Origin of the sequence: Streptomyces sp. RP5T, from assembly GCF_003933965.1 — a bacterium.
In the GTDB taxonomy this organism is placed as follows: domain Bacteria; phylum Actinomycetota; class Actinomycetes; order Streptomycetales; family Streptomycetaceae; genus Streptomyces.
Genome location: NZ_RSAJ01000166.1, coordinates 1 through 15,623, shown reverse-complemented (window position 1 = coordinate 15,623; position 15,623 = coordinate 1). Strand labels below are relative to the sequence as shown.

The 15,623-nt window shown below is 71.2% G+C and carries 12 protein-coding genes; 5 read left to right on the top strand and 7 right to left on the bottom strand.

Annotated features, from left to right (window positions below; translation table 11 throughout):
- The 3 genes from EHS43_RS19085 to EHS43_RS19075 form a co-directional block, all read left to right on the top strand.
- On the top strand, nt 1-794 hold a 794-nt coding region (locus EHS43_RS19085), incomplete at its 5' end, for an ABC transporter permease (protein WP_148104061.1).
- The gene (locus EHS43_RS19080; RefSeq protein WP_125191977.1) at nt 784-1,704 is read left to right on the top strand and encodes an ABC transporter ATP-binding protein; all 921 of its coding nucleotides are present in this window, start codon (nt 784-786) and stop codon (nt 1,702-1,704) included. The genes EHS43_RS19085 and EHS43_RS19080, both read left to right, overlap by 11 nt.
- Nucleotides 1,701-2,384 (top strand): dipeptide/oligopeptide/nickel ABC transporter ATP-binding protein, encoded by a 684-nt coding sequence (locus EHS43_RS19075; protein WP_125191976.1) that lies wholly within the window; start codon nt 1,701-1,703, stop codon nt 2,382-2,384. The genes EHS43_RS19080 and EHS43_RS19075 overlap by 4 nt, the downstream gene beginning before the upstream one ends.
- Here EHS43_RS19075 and EHS43_RS19070 read toward each other — a convergent pair.
- Complete coding sequence (locus tag EHS43_RS19070) at nt 2,359-2,931, bottom strand: TetR/AcrR family transcriptional regulator (RefSeq protein WP_125191975.1); 573 nt, start codon at nt 2,929-2,931, stop codon at nt 2,359-2,361. The two genes, EHS43_RS19075 and EHS43_RS19070, sit on opposite strands and share 26 nt — an antisense overlap.
- 76 nt (nt 2,932-3,007) lie before the next feature.
- Here EHS43_RS19070 and EHS43_RS19065 point away from each other — a divergent pair, with 76 nt between their 5' ends.
- On the top strand, nt 3,008-4,525 hold the full coding sequence (locus EHS43_RS19065) for an MFS transporter (RefSeq protein ID WP_125191974.1): 1,518 nt from the start codon (nt 3,008-3,010) through the stop codon (nt 4,523-4,525).
- 136 nt (nt 4,526-4,661) lie between these two features.
- Here EHS43_RS19065 and serA read toward each other — a convergent pair whose 3' ends face one another.
- The 6 genes from serA to EHS43_RS19035 form a co-directional block, all read right to left on the bottom strand.
- Nucleotides 4,662-6,251, bottom strand: a complete 1,590-nt coding sequence (serA, locus tag EHS43_RS19060) for a phosphoglycerate dehydrogenase (RefSeq protein WP_007384881.1) — start codon at nt 6,249-6,251, stop codon at nt 4,662-4,664.
- Between the two features lie 235 nt (nt 6,252-6,486).
- Nucleotides 6,487-7,485: a ketol-acid reductoisomerase gene (gene ilvC, locus EHS43_RS19055; protein WP_125191973.1), complete on the bottom strand. Its 999-nt coding sequence runs from the start codon at nt 7,483-7,485 to the stop codon at nt 6,487-6,489.
- 110 nt (nt 7,486-7,595) lie between these two features.
- Entirely contained in the window at nt 7,596-8,123 is a 528-nt protein-coding gene (gene ilvN, locus EHS43_RS19050) for an acetolactate synthase small subunit (protein ID WP_037712203.1), read from the bottom strand.
- A 21-nt stretch (nt 8,124-8,144) separates the two neighbouring features.
- On the bottom strand, nt 8,145-9,989 hold the full coding sequence (locus EHS43_RS19045; protein WP_185806305.1) for an acetolactate synthase large subunit: 1,845 nt from the start codon (nt 9,987-9,989) through the stop codon (nt 8,145-8,147).
- A 208-nt stretch (nt 9,990-10,197) separates the two neighbouring features.
- Nucleotides 10,198-13,194, bottom strand: a complete 2,997-nt coding sequence (locus tag EHS43_RS19040; RefSeq protein ID WP_185806304.1) for a bifunctional diguanylate cyclase/phosphodiesterase — start codon at nt 13,192-13,194, stop codon at nt 10,198-10,200.
- Nucleotides 13,195-13,584: 390 nt separating this feature from the next.
- The gene (locus tag EHS43_RS19035) at nt 13,585-14,547 is read right to left on the bottom strand and encodes a 2-hydroxyacid dehydrogenase (protein WP_185806303.1); all 963 of its coding nucleotides are present in this window, start codon (nt 14,545-14,547) and stop codon (nt 13,585-13,587) included.
- A 74-nt stretch (nt 14,548-14,621) separates the two neighbouring features.
- Here EHS43_RS19035 and EHS43_RS19030 point away from each other — a divergent pair, with 74 nt between their 5' ends.
- Entirely contained in the window at nt 14,622-15,620 is a 999-nt protein-coding gene (locus tag EHS43_RS19030; RefSeq protein WP_125191970.1) for an aldo/keto reductase, read from the top strand.
- The last annotated feature ends 3 nt before the right edge of the window (nt 15,621-15,623 follow it).

Sequence of the window (15,623 nt, the reverse complement as noted above, 5' to 3'; positions counted from 1 at the left end):
GCCCGGTCCGTGCCCACCCGGCCGTCCCGGCCGCCCTGTTCGCGGTCCTCGCCGTGACCGTCGGCTGGGGTCTGCTGCGCGACCCGTACACCGTGGACACGGCCGTCCGACTCGCCGCACCGTCCTGGGCACACCCGCTCGGCACCGACGCGCTCGGCCGTGACGTGCTCGCCCGGCTCGGCCACGGTGCCGCCTCGACGGTCGGCACGGCCGCCGCGATCTGCCTGGTCGGCCTGGTGACGGCCCTCGCGCTGGGCTTCCTGCCGGGCGTCGCGGCGGGCGCCTCGGACATCGCCAACGCCCTGCCGCCGGTGATCGTCGGCATCCTGGTCGCCGCCGCGACCGGCCCCGGTACCGGCGGCGCGGCCCTCGCGGTCGCGCTGATCTCCTGGCCCGCCCTGTCCGCGCACGCGGCGGCCCTCGTGCAGGAGGTACGGGCGTCCGCCTTCCTCACCGCCCAACGGGCCGTCGGAGCGTCACCGTGGTGGATCCTGACCCGGCACGTGCTGCCCTCGGTGGCCGGCCCGGTGGCCCGGCACGCCCTGCTCCGTCTGCCCGGGATCGCCCTCGCCCTCGCCTCCCTGGGCTTCCTCGGCCTGGGCGCCCAACCGCCCGCCCCCGAATGGGGTCTGCTCCTCGACGAGTCCCGCGCCTACGTCGAACGCGCCCCGTGGGCCGCCCTCGCCCCGGCCGTGGCCCTCGCCCTGCTGGCCGGGCTCGCGGTGTCGGGGGCGTCCTACACCCAGGGGCGCGGACCGAGAAGTACACGGCAGGAGGCCGGAGTTGGAGTCTGAGGTGCTGCTGTCGGTGCGCGGTCTGCGGATCGCCTTCGCCGGGGTGGAAGCGGTGCGCGGAGTGTCGTTCGACGTCCGGGCGCGCGAGGTGTTCGCGCTGGTGGGCGAGTCGGGCGCGGGCAAGAGCCTGACCGCACGGGCGCTGCTGGGCATGCTGCCGCGGGAGGCCACGACGACGGGCACGGTCCTCCCCGACCTGTCGGGTGCGCGGGGCCGCCGGATCGCCCTGGTCCCGCAGGACGCCCTGTCGGCCCTGTCCCCCGTGCACCCGGTCGGCACCCAACTCGCCGCCGCCGTACGGTCGGTGCGCGGGGTGGGCCGCCGGGAGGCACAGGCCCTCGCGATGGCCGCGCTGGACCGGGTGGGCATCGCCGACGCGGCCCGCCGGGCCCGCGCGTATCCGCACGAGTTCTCCGGCGGCATGCGCCAGCGGGCGGTCGTCGCGATGGCCACGGTCAACGAGCCGGACATCCTGGTCGCCGACGAACCCACCACCGCCCTCGACACCGGCCACCGCGAGCTGGTGCTCCGGCTCCTGGCCGAGCAGCGGGAGTCCAGGGGCACGGCACTGGTCCTGGTCACCCACGACATGGACGCGGTACGGCGGCACGCGCACCGGATGCTCGTGATGTACGCAGGCCGGGCGGTCGAGACGGGCCCGGCACGCGAGATCCTGGCGCACCCCCGGGCCCCCTACACCGCGGGCCTGCTCGCCTCCCTGCCACAGAAGGCACGGCAACGCCGGCTCACCGCCCTGCCCGGCTCGCCTCCCGCCCCGGACGCCCTCCCGCCGGGCTGCGCCTTCGCCCCGCGCTGCCCTCTCGCGACGGACGTGTGCCACCACCGGGAACCGGAGCCACGGCAGATGAACGACCGGCTGGTGGCCTGCCATCACGGAGAGGCGACATGAGCACACCCCTTCTCGACGTCCGTGACCTGGTCGTCCGGTACGGCACGGTCACCGCCGTGGATCACGTGTCCTTCACCCTGTCGCCGGGCGAGACCCTCGCCCTCGACGGCCCGAGCGGCTGCGGCAAGTCCTCCACCGCCCACGCCGTACTCCAGCTGCGCCGCCCAGCAGGCGGTGAAGTCCGCTTCGAGGGGCGGGAGTTGACCACGCTCACCGAACGCGAGCTCCGTCCCCTCCGCTCCCGTATGCAGCCGGTGTTCCAGGACCCCTACGGCTCCCTCGACCCGCGCCACCGCATCCGGGACGCGGTGGCGGAACCGCTGCGGATCAAGGGGCTCAGGCCCACGGCCGGCCAGGTCGCCGCACTCCTCGACCGGGTCGGCCTGGACCCGTCGTACGGTGACCGCCGCCCGCACGAACTCTCCGGCGGCCAGTGCCAACGCGTGGGCATCGCAAGGGCGTTGGCGTGCGAGCCGCGACTGCTGGTGCTGGACGAGCCGGTGTCGGCGCTGGATCCCTCCGTCCGGGCCGGCATCCTCAACCTCCTCGCCGACCTCCAGGACGAACTGGGCCTCGGGTACCTGTTCATCTGCCACGACCGGGCGGTCGTACGGCATGTCGCGGACCGGGTGCTGGAGATGCGCGAGGGGCGGATCACGCGCGCGTGGCGGCCTCGATGACCTGCCGCAGGCCCTCGGTGAGGGTGTCCGCGTCGGGGGCGGTCTTCGGGTCGAAGGCCCACTGGCCGATCAGCCCGGTCATCAGCGCCAGATAGAACCGGCCGAGGGTGTCGGCGGTCCCGTCCGAGACCTCCTCCTCCGGCACGCCCATCAGCATGGACACCAGACCCCGCCCGCCCTCGCGCTGCGCGCGGACCAACTGCTCCCGCACCTCGGGCAGTTGGTCACCCATGCCCATGATCTCCAGACTGAGCCGCCACATCGAGCCGGGCCCCCGCATGGTGTCGACGATGTTGGCCCACACCTCCCGGAAACGCTCCAGCGAGCCGGGCGGGGTGGTGAACCCGGCGACCCCCTCGAAGGAGAGGTCCTCCACCAGTGCGATGTACGCCTGCCCGAGCAGCGCGTCCTTCGACCCGTAGTGATAGCCGATGGACGCCAGGTTCGTCCCCGACTCCTTGACGATGTCCCGCGCGGTCGTCCGCAGGAACCCCTTCTCCAGCAGGCAGCGCTTGGCGCCTTCGAGCAGATCCTCGCGATGTCCCATGCCCCCACCCTATCTAGACAAGCGATTTATACAAGCGTCATAGACAATCGTTTAATACGCTCGTATAGTCGCCGTCATGACGAACCCGACCCCCGCCGGTTCCCTGGCCGGCCGCCGTGAATGGACCGCACTCGGCGTCCTGATGCTTCCGCTGCTCCTGGTCTCCATGGACGTCTCCGTCCTCTACTTCGCCGTCCCGGCGATCAGCGCGGACCTGGAACCGAGCGGCACCCAGCAGCTGTGGATCTTCGACATCTACGGCTTCGTCCTGGCCGGCCTGCTGATGACGATGGGCTCCCTGGGCGACCGCATCGGCCGTCGCAGGCTGCTGCTGATCGGCGCGGTCGCCTTCGGCGCGGCCTCCCTCGCGGCGGCCTACGCGCACAGCGCCGAGATGCTGATCGCGGCCCGCGCGGTGCTCGGCGTCGGCGGCGCCACCCTGATGCCGTCCACGATGGCGCTGATCCGCACGATGTTCACCGACTCCGGCCAGCGGGCCAGGGCGATCGGTATGTGGTCCGGCGTGATGACCGCCGGGATCGCGCTCGGCTCGGTGCTGAGCGGGGTGCTGGTCGAGTACTTCTGGTGGGGCTCGATCTTCCTGGTCAACCTGCCCGCGATGGTCCTGCTGCTGGTCCTCGGCCCGTTCCTGCTCCCCGAGTCGAGGGACCCCGCGCCCGGCCGCTTCGACTGGCCGAGCGTCCCGTTGTCGATGGCCGCCGTCCTGCCCGTCGTCTACGGCCTCAAGGAGATCCCGTCCGAGGGCTGGCATGCCGGGTACGTCGTCTCGATCACCGTGGGTCTGCTCTTCGCGACCCTCTTCGTGCACCGCCAGCGCACCACGGCCTCACCGATGATCGACCCGGCGCTGTTCCGCGGCCGCGGCTTCGCCCCGTCCGTGGCGCTCAACCTGATCTCGTCGTTCGCCATGATGGGCTCGGCGCTCTTCACCACGCAGTACCTCCAGTCGGTGCTCGGCAAGAGCGCGCTGGAGGCGGCCCTGTGGGCGCTGCTGCCCTCCGTGCCGATCGGCGCGGCCGCCCCGACCGCGACGGCGCTGGTCCACCGGGGCGTCAACCGGGCCTACGTCGTCACCGCGGGCTTCGCCGTCGGCGCGGCCGGCTACGCGCTGCTGGCCCTCGCGGGCACGGACTCCCTCTGGCTGGTCCTGGTCGCGTGCGGCGTCCTGGCCTGCGGGGTCGTCGTGGTCATCTCCCTGATCACCGACCTCGCCCTGAGCAGCGCCCCCGTGGAGCGGGCCGGCGCGGCGTCCTCGCTGATGGAGACCGCCGCGGAGTTCGGCGGCGCCCTCGGGATGGCGGTCCTCGGCTCCATCGGCACGGCGATCTACCGCCACGACATCCCGGCCTCGGCCCCGGACACGGCCCGCGAGACGCTGGGCGGGGCGCTGGCCCTCGCGGACCGGGTACCGGGTCTGGCGACGGCGGCCCGGGAGGCGTTCACCCACGGCATGCAGGGAGCGGCGATCGCGGGAGCGGTGCTGCTGGCGGGAGCGGCGGTGCTGGCGGCGGTGACGCTGCGGGAGGTGACGGTGCGGGAGGAAGCGCCGGAGCCGGAGAAGATCCCTCTGTGAGAAGCCGCAGGCAAAACGCCGGACGGGCTGACTGAGTCAGCCCGTCCGGCGTTTGAGGACGAGGCCCCGAGGGGGCCGTCAGGGGCGCGGGGAACTGCGCGACCAGCCCCCACGCACCCGCAGCCGAACCACCACCTCAGACCAGGTTCACCGCGCGGGCCGACGTCGCCCCGATTTCCTCGGCAACCTCTGTCAGCACCCCGGCAGGAACCGTGTCGTCCACCGTGAGAACCGCCAGCGCCTCACCACCGGCGATCGCCCGCGAGACCTGCATACCGGCGATGTTGATCCCGGCCTCACCGAAGATCCGGCCGACCGTGCCGACGACACCGGGACGGTCCTCGTACTTGAGAACGACCATGTGGTCGGCGAGGGCCAGGTCCACGTCGTACTCGCCGACGGCGACGATCTTCTGGAGGTGCTTGGGACCGGCCAGCGTGCCGGAGACCGACACCTCCTCGCCGCTGCCGAGCGTGCCCCGCACGGTGACGACATTGCGGTGGTCGGCCGACTCGGAGCTGGTCGTCAGCCGCACCTCGACACCGCGCTCCTGGGCGAACAGCGGGGCGTTGACGTACGACACGGTCTCGGCGACGACGTCCTCGAAGACACCCTTGAGGGCGGACAGCTCCAGCACCTTCACGTCGTGCTGGGTGATCTCGCCGTAGACCTCGACGTCGAGGCGGACCGCGACCTCACCGGCGAGCGCGGTGAAGATGCGGCCGAGACGCTCGGCGAGCGGCAGGCCCGGCTTGACGTCCTCGGCGATGACACCGCCCTGGACGTTGACCGCGTCGGGCACGAGCTCACCGGCGAGGGCGAGACGCACCGAGCGGGCGACCGCGATACCGGCCTTCTCCTGGGCCTCGTCGGTGGAGGCACCGAGGTGCGGGGTGGCGACGACCTGGTCGAACTCGAACAGCGGGGAGTCCGTGCAGGGCTCCTTCGCGTACACGTCGAGGCCGGCACCGGCGACCCGGCCCTCCTTGAGGGCGGAGTACAGCGCCTCCTCGTCGACGATCCCGCCACGGGCCGCGTTGACGATCCGCACGCTGGGCTTGACCTTGCGCAGCGCCTCGTCGCCGATGAGGCCGACGGTCTCGGGGGTCTTCGGCAGGTGGACGGTGATGAAGTCGGAGACCTCGAGGAGCTCGTCCAGCGACAGCACCTTGACGCCCATCTGGGCGGCGCGGGCGGGCTGGATGTAGGGGTCGTAGGCGACGACCTTCATGCCGAAGCCCGACATGCGCTGGGCGACCAGGGCGCCGATGCGGCCGAGACCGACGACACCGAGGGTCTTCTCGGCGAGCTCCACGCCCGTGTACTTGCTGCGCTTCCACTCGCCGTTCTTCAGCGCGGCGTTGGCCTGCGGGATGTGGCGGGCGGTGGCGACGAGCAGACCGCAGGCCAGCTCGGCGGCGGTCACGATGTTCGAGGTGGGGGCGTTGACGACCATCACGCCGGCCTTGGTGGCGGCGGAGACGTCGACGTTGTCCAGGCCGACGCCGGCTCGCGCGACGACCTTCAGCTTGTGTGCGGCGGCGATGGCCTCGGCGTCCACCTTGGTGGCGGAGCGGATCAGGATCGCGTCGACGTCGGCGATGGCCGGGAGCAGTTCGGCTCGGTCCGCTCCGTTGCAGTGCCGGATCTCGAAGTCCGGGCCAAGCGCGTCCACGGTCGCGGGCGACAGCTCTTCAGCGATGAGTACGACGGGTTTCGAGCTCACGTGAGTCCTCACAAGTCCATTGCGTGCGGACGGCCGTCCCGACGGCCGCAGGCGGTGGAGGTTGGCTAGCCGCGTGGAAGACGCACGACGCTGTGGGCCTGACGCGTATGTAGTACGGCAGTGTAGTGGCGCCGCGGAGGTCGTCCTGCGCCTCTGCGGAAGGATCACCCGTCCGTGACGCGACGGGTTGGACAACGGGGCCGGAGCGGTTCGCTCCGGCCCCGTCGCGCGAGGCTTACGCCTCCTCGTCGACCCAGCTCATCAGCTTGCGCAGCTGCTTGCCGGTGGTCTCCAGCAGGTGCTCGGAATCCTGCTTCTTGTACTCGTTGTACTTCTTCAGACCGCCGTGGTACTCGGCCATCCACTCACGGGCGAAGGTGCCGTCCTGGATCTCGGCGAGGACCTTCTTCATCTCGGCCTTGGTGGCGTCCGTGATGATCCGCGGGCCGGTGACGTAGTCGCCCCACTCGGCGGTCTCGGAGATCGACCAGCGCATCTTCTCCAGGCCGCCCTCGTACATGAGGTCGACGATCAGCTTCAGCTCGTGCAGGCACTCGAAGTACGCGATCTCCGGCTGGTAGCCGGCCTCGGTCAGCGTCTCGAAACCGGCCTTGACCAGCGCGGCCGTACCACCGCAGAGAACGGCCTGCTCACCGAACAGGTCGGTCTCGGTCTCCTCGGTGAAGGTCGTCTTGATGACGCCCGCGCGGGTGCCGCCGATGCCCTTGGCGTAGGACAGCGCGAGCGCGAAGGCGTTGCCCGACGCGTCCTGCTCGACGGCCGCGATGCACGGAACGCCGCGGCCCTCCTCGTACTGGCGGCGCACGAGGTGACCCGGGCCCTTGGGGGCGACCATGCAGACGTCGACGTTGGCCGGCGGCTTGATGAAGTCGAAGCGGATGTTCAGGCCGTGGCCGAAGAACAGGGCGTCGCCGTCGTTCAGGTTGTCCTTGATGGACTCCTCGTACACCTGGGCCTGGATCGGGTCCGGGACCAGGATCATGATGACGTCGGCCTCGGCGGCGGCCTCCGACGGCGTCACCACGCGCAGGCCCTGCTCCTCGGCCTTGGCCTTCGACTTGGAGCCCTCGTGCAGACCGACACGCACGTCGACACCCGAGTCACGGAGCGACAGCGCGTGGGCGTGGCCCTGGCTGCCGTAACCGATGACCGCGACCTTGCGGCCCTGGATGATGGACAGGTCGGCGTCGGCGTCGTAGAACAGCTCGGCCACTTTGGGTTCTCTCCTTGGGTGCAGGTGTTGCGTCCCACCGTATGACGGCGGGATGGGATGAGGTTTCGGGGTCTCGGCATACGGGCGGCCGGAACCGCCCGTACCCGGTGTCAGGCGCTGCGGTCCAGGGCGCGCAGCGAGCGGTCCGTGATGGAGCGGGCGCCGCGGCCGATCGCGATGGTGCCGGACTGGACCAGCTCCTTGATGCCGAACGGCTCCAGCATCTTCAGCATCGCGGACAGCTTGTCGCTGGAGCCGGTGGCCTCGATGGTGACGGCCTCCGGGGACACGTCGACGGTCTTGGCGCGGAACAGCTGGACGATCTCGACGATCTGGGAGCGCGTCTCGTTGTCGGCGCGCACCTTCACCAGAACGAGTTCACGCTGAACCGCGGAACCCGGCTCCAGTTCAACGATCTTCAGGACGTTGACGAGCTTGTTGAGCTGCTTGGTCACCTGCTCCAGCGGCAGTTCGTCGACCACGCTGACCACGATCGTGATCCGGGAGATCTCGGGGTGCTCGGTGACCCCGACCGCGAGCGAGTCGATGTTGAACCCGCGGCGCGAGAAGAGGGCGGCGATCCGGGCCAGGATGCCCGGGGTGTTCTCCACCAGGACGGAGAGCGTGTGCTTGGACATGATCGGCTTCCTTTACGGCTCTCAGTCGTCTTCGTTGTCGCCGAAGTCGGGGCGGACGTCCCGGGCGGCCATGATCTCGTCGTTGGAGGTGCCGGCGGCGACCATCGGCCAGACCATCGCGTCCTCGTGGACGATGAAGTCGACGACGACGGGACGGTCGTTGATGGAGTTGGCCTCCGCGATGACCTTGTCCAGGTCCTCCGGGCGCTCGCAGCGCAGACCCACGCAGCCCATCGCCTCGGACAGCTTCACGAAGTCCGGCACGCGCGTGCCCTTCGCGTCCGGGTTGATGTCCTCGGGACCGCTGTGCAGCACGGTGTTGGAGTAGCGCTGGTTGTAGAAGAGGGTCTGCCACTGGCGGACCATCCCGAGGGCGCCGTTGTTGATGATGGCGACCTTGATCGGGATGTTGTTCAGGGCGCAGGTGGTCAGTTCCTGGTTGGTCATCTGGAAGCAGCCGTCGCCGTCGATCGCCCAGACGGTGTGGCCCGGCATGCCGGCCTTGGCGCCCATGGCGGCCGGGACCGCGTAGCCCATGGTTCCGGCGCCGCCGGAGTTCAGCCAGGTGGCGGGCTTCTCGTACTGGATGAAGTGCGCGGACCACATCTGGTGCTGGCCGACGCCCGCCGCGAAGATCGTGCCCTCGGGGGCGAGCTGTCCGATCCGCTCGATGACCTGCTGCGGGGACAGCGAGCCGTCGGCGGGCAGGTCGTAGCCGAGCGGGTAGGTCTCGCGCCAGCGGGACAGGTCCTTCCACCAGGCGCTGTAGTCGCCCTGGTGGCCCTCGCTGTGCTCCTTCTGGACGGCCTGGACCAGGTCGGCGATGACCTCGCGGGCGTCGCCGACGATCGGCACGTCGGCGGCGCGGTTCTTGCCGATCTCGGCCGGGTCGATGTCGGCGTGGACGATCTTGGCGTGCGGGGCGAAGCTGTCCAGCTTGCCGGTGACGCGGTCGTCGAAGCGGGTACCGAGGGCGACGATCAGGTCGGCCTTCTGCAGCGCGGTGACGGCGGTGACCGCACCGTGCATGCCCGGCATTCCCACGTGCAGCGGGTGGCTGTCGGGGAATGCGCCGAGCCCCATCAGGGTGGTGGTGACGGGGGCTCCGGTGAGTTCGGCGAGGACCTTCAGTTCGGCGGTGGCGCCGGACTTGATGACACCGCCGCCGACGTAGAGGACGGGCCGCTTGGCCTGGGTGATCAGCTTGGCGCCCTCGCGGATCTGCTTGGCGTGCGGCTTGGTCACCGGGCGGTAGCCGGGCAGGTCCATGACCGGCGGCCAGGAGAACGTCGTCTTCGCCTGGAGGGCGTCCTTGGCGATGTCGACCAGGACCGGTCCCGGGCGGCCGGTGGAGGCGATGTGGAACGCCTGCGCGATGACCCGCGGGATGTCCTCGGCCTTGGTGACGAGGAAGTTGTGCTTGGTGATCGGCATGGTGATGCCGACGATGTCCGCCTCCTGGAAGGCGTCCGTGCCGATCGCCTTGGAGGCCACCTGGCCGGTGATCGCCACGAGCGGCACCGAGTCCATGTGGGCGTCCGCGATCGGGGTGACCAGGTTGGTGGCACCGGGGCCCGAGGTCGCCATGCAGACGCCGACCTTGCCGGTGGCCTGCGCGTAGCCGGTGGCCGCGTGACCGGCGCCCTGCTCGTGACGGACCAGGACGTGGCGCACCCGGGTGGAGTCCATCAGCGGGTCGTACGCGGGAAGGATGGCACCGCCGGGGATCCCGAATACCGTCTCCGCGCCGACCTCCTCGAGAGAGCGGATGAGGGACTGCGCGCCCGTGACGTGCTCGGGGGCGGACTGCTGTCCTCCGGATCGGGGCCGCGGCTGCGGATGGGCCCCGGTGGCCTGCTCGGTCATCGTCATTCTCTTCTCGATGCTGAGGGTGTGAAGCTGAGGTGGGGAAGGCTGGGCAACAAAAAACCCCTCGTGCCGTAGGGCAAGCGAGGGGAGCGCGCCGGGTGGGGATCGCTGAGCGGTCTGTGGCTCAGCGTCAGCCGACGCGCTTTCCAAGTACGAGAATTCGGGTGCGCATGGAACTGACCCTCCCCCCGGCACGCACTCACTGTCAAGTGGGTGGGACGGGAGTCTCATTATGTGAGCGGAGGGTCGTCCCACCACCGAGTACGGCGGTCATGCTTCCGGTGTACACCCCCGCACCGCCGCCGGCGAACGCGGGCTCCGCCGGTCCGTGCGGCACCGGATAGTGCCCCGAGGCCAGCGCCCTGCGCAGCCGGTACTCGTCCAGCGGACCGGCGAACGCCATGCCCTGGCCGTGCGTGCAGCCCATCGCGCGCAGGGCCACGACCTGCTCGGGGAGGTCCACCCCGTCGGCCACCGACTGCAGTCCGAGGTCCCCGGCGATCCTGAGCAGCCCGCTGGTGATCTTGTGCAGCCGCGCGGACTCCACGACGCCCTCGACCAGACTGCGGTCGAGCTTCAGCACGTCGACGGGGAGTTTGCGCAGGGCGGTGATCGCCGCGTAGCCGCTGCCGAAGCCGTCCAGGGCGATCCGGACGCCGAGCCGCCGGATCGCGGTCAGCCGGCGCTCCAGCTCGTCCAGCGGGACCCGGGGGTCGGTGTCGGAGAGCTCGATGACCAGGGAGCCCGAGGGCAGTCCGTGCCGGGTCAGCAGGGCCTCGACGGATCCCAGGGGCAGCGAGCGGTCGAGCAGCCGCTGGGCGCTCATCCGGACCGCCACCGGCACGGTGAGCCCGTTCGCCGCCCGCTCGGCGGCCTGTTCGACGGCCTCCTCCAGGATCCAGCGGCCCAGCTCCTGCGTCCTGTCGCTGTCCTCGGCCACTCTCAGGAACTCGGCGGGCGTGAACAGCACCCCCTGGGAGGACCGCCAGCGCGCCTGGGCGGAGACCGACGTGATCCGGCCGTCCTCCAGGCAGACGACGGGCTGGTGCAGCAGGGCGAACTCGCCGTCGTGCAGCGCGGCACGCAGGCGTGTGGCCAGCTCCGCCTTGCGTACGACGTCCTGCTGCATCTGGGGCGCGTACAGCTCGACGCGGCCCTTGCCGCCCGCCTTGGCGCGGTACATCGCGAGGTCCGCGTTGCGCAGGATCTCGCCCGCTCCCAGGCCGGGTTCGGCGAAGGCGACGCCGATGGAGGCGGCGACGCGGACATCGTTGCCGTCGATGAGGTAGGGCTGGGAGAGCGTGATCCGCAGGCGGTCGGCGAGCTCCAGGATGTTGCCCTCGCGCGCGGTGCGGTCGCGGGTGCCGTCGCCGACGATCAGCGCGGCGAACTCGTCCCCGCCGAGCCGGGAGGCGGTGTCGCCGTACCGGACGGCGTCCTGGAGTCTGCGGGCGGCCTGGACGAGCAGTTCGTCCCCGGCCTGGTGCCCGATCGTGTCGTTGACGGCCTTGAAGCCGTCCAGGTCGATGAAGAGGACGGCCGTGCCGCGGTCGGAGGAGCGGCGGCCGGACAGGGCCTGCTGGACCCGCCGGGTGAACAGGGCGCGGTTGGGCAGGTCGGTCAGCGGGTCGTGCTCGGCGTTGTGCTGGAGCTGCGCCTGCAGGCGCACTCTTTCGGTCACGTCCCGGCTGTTGAAGATGAGGCCGCCGTGGTGACGGTTGACGGTGGACTCGACGTTGAGCCATCCGCCGTCACCGGACCGGAAGCGGCACTCGATGCGGGTGGTGGGCTCTTCGAGGGGGTTGGCGGCGAGGAAGCGCCGCACCTCGTGCACGACGCAGCCCAGGTCCTCAGGGTGGATGAGAGCGGCCAGTTCCGTGCCCACGAGTTCCTCGGCGGGGCGTCCGTAGACACCGGCGGCGGCCGGGGAGACGTAGCGCAGGATGCCGTTGGGCGCGGCGATCATGATGACGTCGCTGGAGCCCTGCACCAGGGAGCGGAAGTGGTTCTCCTTCTGCGCGAGTTCCTGGGTGAGGGTGATGTTGTCGAGCAGCATGATGCCCTGGCGCACCACGAGGGCGAGCACGACGGTGCCGCCGGTGAACAGCACCACGCGGTCCACGCTGCGGCCGTTGAGGACGTTGTAGAGGATGCCCAGGGTGCAGACCGCGGCGGCGAGATACGGCGTCAGCGCGGCCAGTGAGCCGGTGATGGGGCGGGTGACCGGATACCGGCCCAGGTCGCCGCCCGGGGCTCCCTGCGCGGACGGGTGGTGCTGGATCCCGAAGCGCTGTCCGGGCAGGTGCTCGCGCACCACGCGCGTGTGCCCGGCGGGACGCTGGCGGTCGCCGTCCAGGTGCCGGGGCGCGGCCCAGGGAGCGTAGGCGAGGAGCAGGGAACCGGCGAACCAGCCGGCGTCCAGCAACTGGCCGGAGCGGTAGTCGTTGTGCAGCAGCGGCGAGGTGAACAGGGCGTCGCACATCACGGTCAGGGCGAGCGCGCCGATCGCGGTGTTCACCGCGGTGCGGTTGACCGCCGAGCGCCGGAAGTGCAGTGCGAGGACCATGCTGACGAGGGCGATGTCCAGCAGCGGGTACGCCAGGGACAGCGCGGTGTGCGCGACGCTCGGCCCCTCGGACTTCGCCGCCTGGGCGAGGGCGAGGCTCCACGAGAGCGTGAGCAGGGAGCCGCCGATCAGCCAGGCGTCGAGGCCCAGGCAGACCCAGCCCGCCTTCGTCACCGGCCGCTTGGCGAGGACCAGCAGGCCCACGATGGCGGGTGGCGCGAAGCAGAGGAAGAACAGGTCGGCACAGCTCGGGCTGGGCACCTCGCGGCCCAGGACGACCTCGTACCAGCCCCAGATCAGGTTGCCGAGCGAGGCCATCGTCGAGGACAGCCCGAAGAGCAGCCAGGCGGGTCGAAAGCGGACCCGGCGGTCGCGGGCGTGGACGAAGCACGACACGGCCGCCGTGCCCGCTGCGGCGCTCAGCCCGAAGTCACCCATGACCAGCGCCACTTCGCGTGAGCCCCAGCCGAGCGCGGAACCGATGGCGTAGCCCGCGCACACCAGGGCGAGAAGGAGTTGGTGGACCAGGCTCGAACCGCCACGGGAGGCCGGTGGCCGGGAGGGCAGGGCCGCCCTCCCGGACCGGACCCGCAGCGCTCCGTCGAGGGTGGTCGCGGGAGAAGGGGGCGAGCTCACCGGGCCCTCCCGGTCCGCGCCGCTCCGGGGTCCCGGGTGTCCGGGTGCGCCGGGTGCGCATGCCTCCTGCGGCTGTTGTGCCTGCGGTGATGGCTGTGGTGACCGCCGTGACCGGCGTGGTGGCCGCGTCTGCGCGCGGCTGTGTGCCAGGGTCGGAGCCGGCGGCCCCGCCGCGTCGGATCGTTGGTCCATAGGCCGTGCATCGCCCGTCGCCCCCCTCACAGTCTGCAATGTCCATCCCCGGCGCCGAACGGTGCGCGGCGCAGCCCCTGTCGGGACGATACACCAGTCTCGTCACTCAGGGACATAGTTCCTCTACGCTCCGTGACGACCAGCGGCGATGCGGGCACGGACCGCGTCCGGAAGGTTGCGGAGGGTGCCGGAAACGGATTACGCGCCTGCCGTGCCCGTCGTAAGGATCACGTTGCGCAGGGGCTCGTGGTTCACGAAGCGGGTCAACTGGTCCGCCAGAAGCCGCTTGGCCCGGGGCAGGAAGGCGGAGGTGGGTCCGCCGACGTGCGGGCTGATGAGCAGGCCCGGCGCCTGCCACAGGGGATGGCCCGGAGGCAGCGGCTCGGGATCGACCACGTCCAGGGCGGCGGTGATGCGCCCGGTCTCCAGTTCGGCGAGCAGCGCCTTGGTGTCGACGACCGCGCCGCGGGCGACGTTCACCAGCAGGGCACCGTCCTTCATCCGGGACAGGAACTCCGCGTTCACCAGGCCGCGGGTGGAGTCGTTCAGCGGGGTGGAGAGGATGACGACGTCCGCCTCGGGGAGCAGGGCGGGCAGTTCGGTGAGCGGGTGCACCGGGCCGCGCTCCGTGGTGCGCGCGGAGCGCGCGACCCGCGCGACCCGCGCGACCTCGAACGGCACGAGCCGGTCCTCGATGGCGGAGCCGATCGAGCCGTACCCGACGACGAGGACGCTCTTGTCGGCGAGCGCGGGATGGAACTCCCCCTGCCAGCGCTCCTGCTGCTGGGCCCGGACGAAGCCGGGAACGCCCCGCAGGGAGGCGAGGGTCAGGGTGAGGGCCAGTTCGGCGGTGCTCGCCTCGTGCACACCGCGCGCGTTGCAGAGCCTGACGCCCGGCGCCAGGTCCGACAGCCGTGCCATGACGTCGTCGACGCCGGCCGTGAGCGTCTGGACGACCTTCAGGTTCGGCATCTGCGCCAGCGGCCGCACCTTGACCTGCTGCCGCTTCATGTACGGCACGACGTACAGGACGCAGTCCGCCGGGTCACCGGGGAACTCCTGATCGCCCTCTTCACCCCCGTCCCAGAACCGGTAGACGGGACCTTCGGGAAGCCCTGCGATCTCGTCCGGCGGGATGGGGAGCCACACGTCATCAGTCATGCCAGGAGGCTATGTCAGGTGCCCGCGGGCCCAGAGGTTAGGTTGGGGGCCGGAACAGGGAGGGTCACGAGCAGGTGGAGCGCAGGACGATCGGCACGGCGGCGCTCGCGGTGGGAGCCGTCGGACTCGGGTGCATGCCGATGAGCTGGGCCTACAGCGGGTCGCGGCAACGGGGCGACGAGTCGGTCAGGGCCGTGCACCGGGCGCTGGATCTGGGCGCGACGCTGCTGGACACGGCCGACATGTACGGCCCGTTCACCAACGAGCTTCTGCTGGGGCGGGTGTTGAAGGAGCGGCGCCAGGACGCCTTCGTGTCCACCAAGGTGGGTCTGCTGGTGGGCGAGCAGCACATCGTGGCCAACGGCCGCCCCGGCTATGTGAGAAGGGCCTGCGACGCGTCGCTGCGGCGGCTCCAGACCGATGTGATCGACCTCTACCAGCTGCACCGCGAGGACCCCGAGGTCCCGGTCGAGGAGACCTGGGGCGCGATGGCGGAGCTCGTACAGGCCGGAAAAGTACGGTCGTTGGGGCTGTGCGCGATGGGGGCACGGGGCGGGCGCCGCTCCGGAAGCCGGCTGTACGACGCGACGATCCGGCAATTGCGGCGGGTCCAGCAGGTGGTCCCGGTGAGCGCGGTGGAGGCGGAGCTGTCGGTGTGGTCGCCGGAGGCACTGGAGACACTGGTGCCGTGGTGCGCGGCACGCGGCATCGGCTTCCTGGCGGCGATGCCGCTCGGCAACGGCTACCTGACCGGCACCCTGACCCCGGGCCAGGGCTTCGAACCGGACGACGTCCGCGCCCGCCATCCCCGCTTCACCGCCGAGATGATGGCCGCGAACCAGCCGATCGTCTCCGGTCTGCGCCGCATCGCGGCCCGGCACGGCGAGGGGGTGACCCCGGCCCAGGTGGCCCTGGCGTGGGTCCTGGCGCAGGGCTCCCACGTGGTCCCGGTCCCGGGCACCAAGCAGGAGCGCTGGGTCACGGAGAACGCGACGGCGACCGCCCTCCGCCTGACCGCCGAAGACCTCACGGAGGCGTCGGTACTGCCGCCCGCACAGGGGTCCTGCGACTAGCGG

Excerpts from the sequence above, each read along its gene's own strand:
- EHS43_RS19075 (WP_125191976.1), top strand. The coding sequence starts at position 1,701 with ATGAGCACACCCCTTCTCGACGTCCGTGACCTGGTCGTCCGGTACGGC.
- EHS43_RS19070 (WP_125191975.1), bottom strand. The coding sequence starts at position 2,931 with ATGGGACATCGCGAGGATCTGCTCGAAGGCGCCAAGCGCTGCCTGCTG.
- EHS43_RS19065 (WP_125191974.1), top strand. The coding sequence starts at position 3,008 with ATGACGAACCCGACCCCCGCCGGTTCCCTGGCCGGCCGCCGTGAATGG.
- ilvN (WP_037712203.1), bottom strand. The coding sequence starts at position 8,123 with ATGTCCAAGCACACGCTCTCCGTCCTGGTGGAGAACACCCCGGGCATC.
- EHS43_RS19045 (WP_185806305.1), bottom strand. The coding sequence starts at position 9,989 with ATGACCGAGCAGGCCACCGGGGCCCATCCGCAGCCGCGGCCCCGATCC.
- EHS43_RS19035 (WP_185806303.1), bottom strand. The coding sequence starts at position 14,547 with ATGACTGATGACGTGTGGCTCCCCATCCCGCCGGACGAGATCGCAGGG.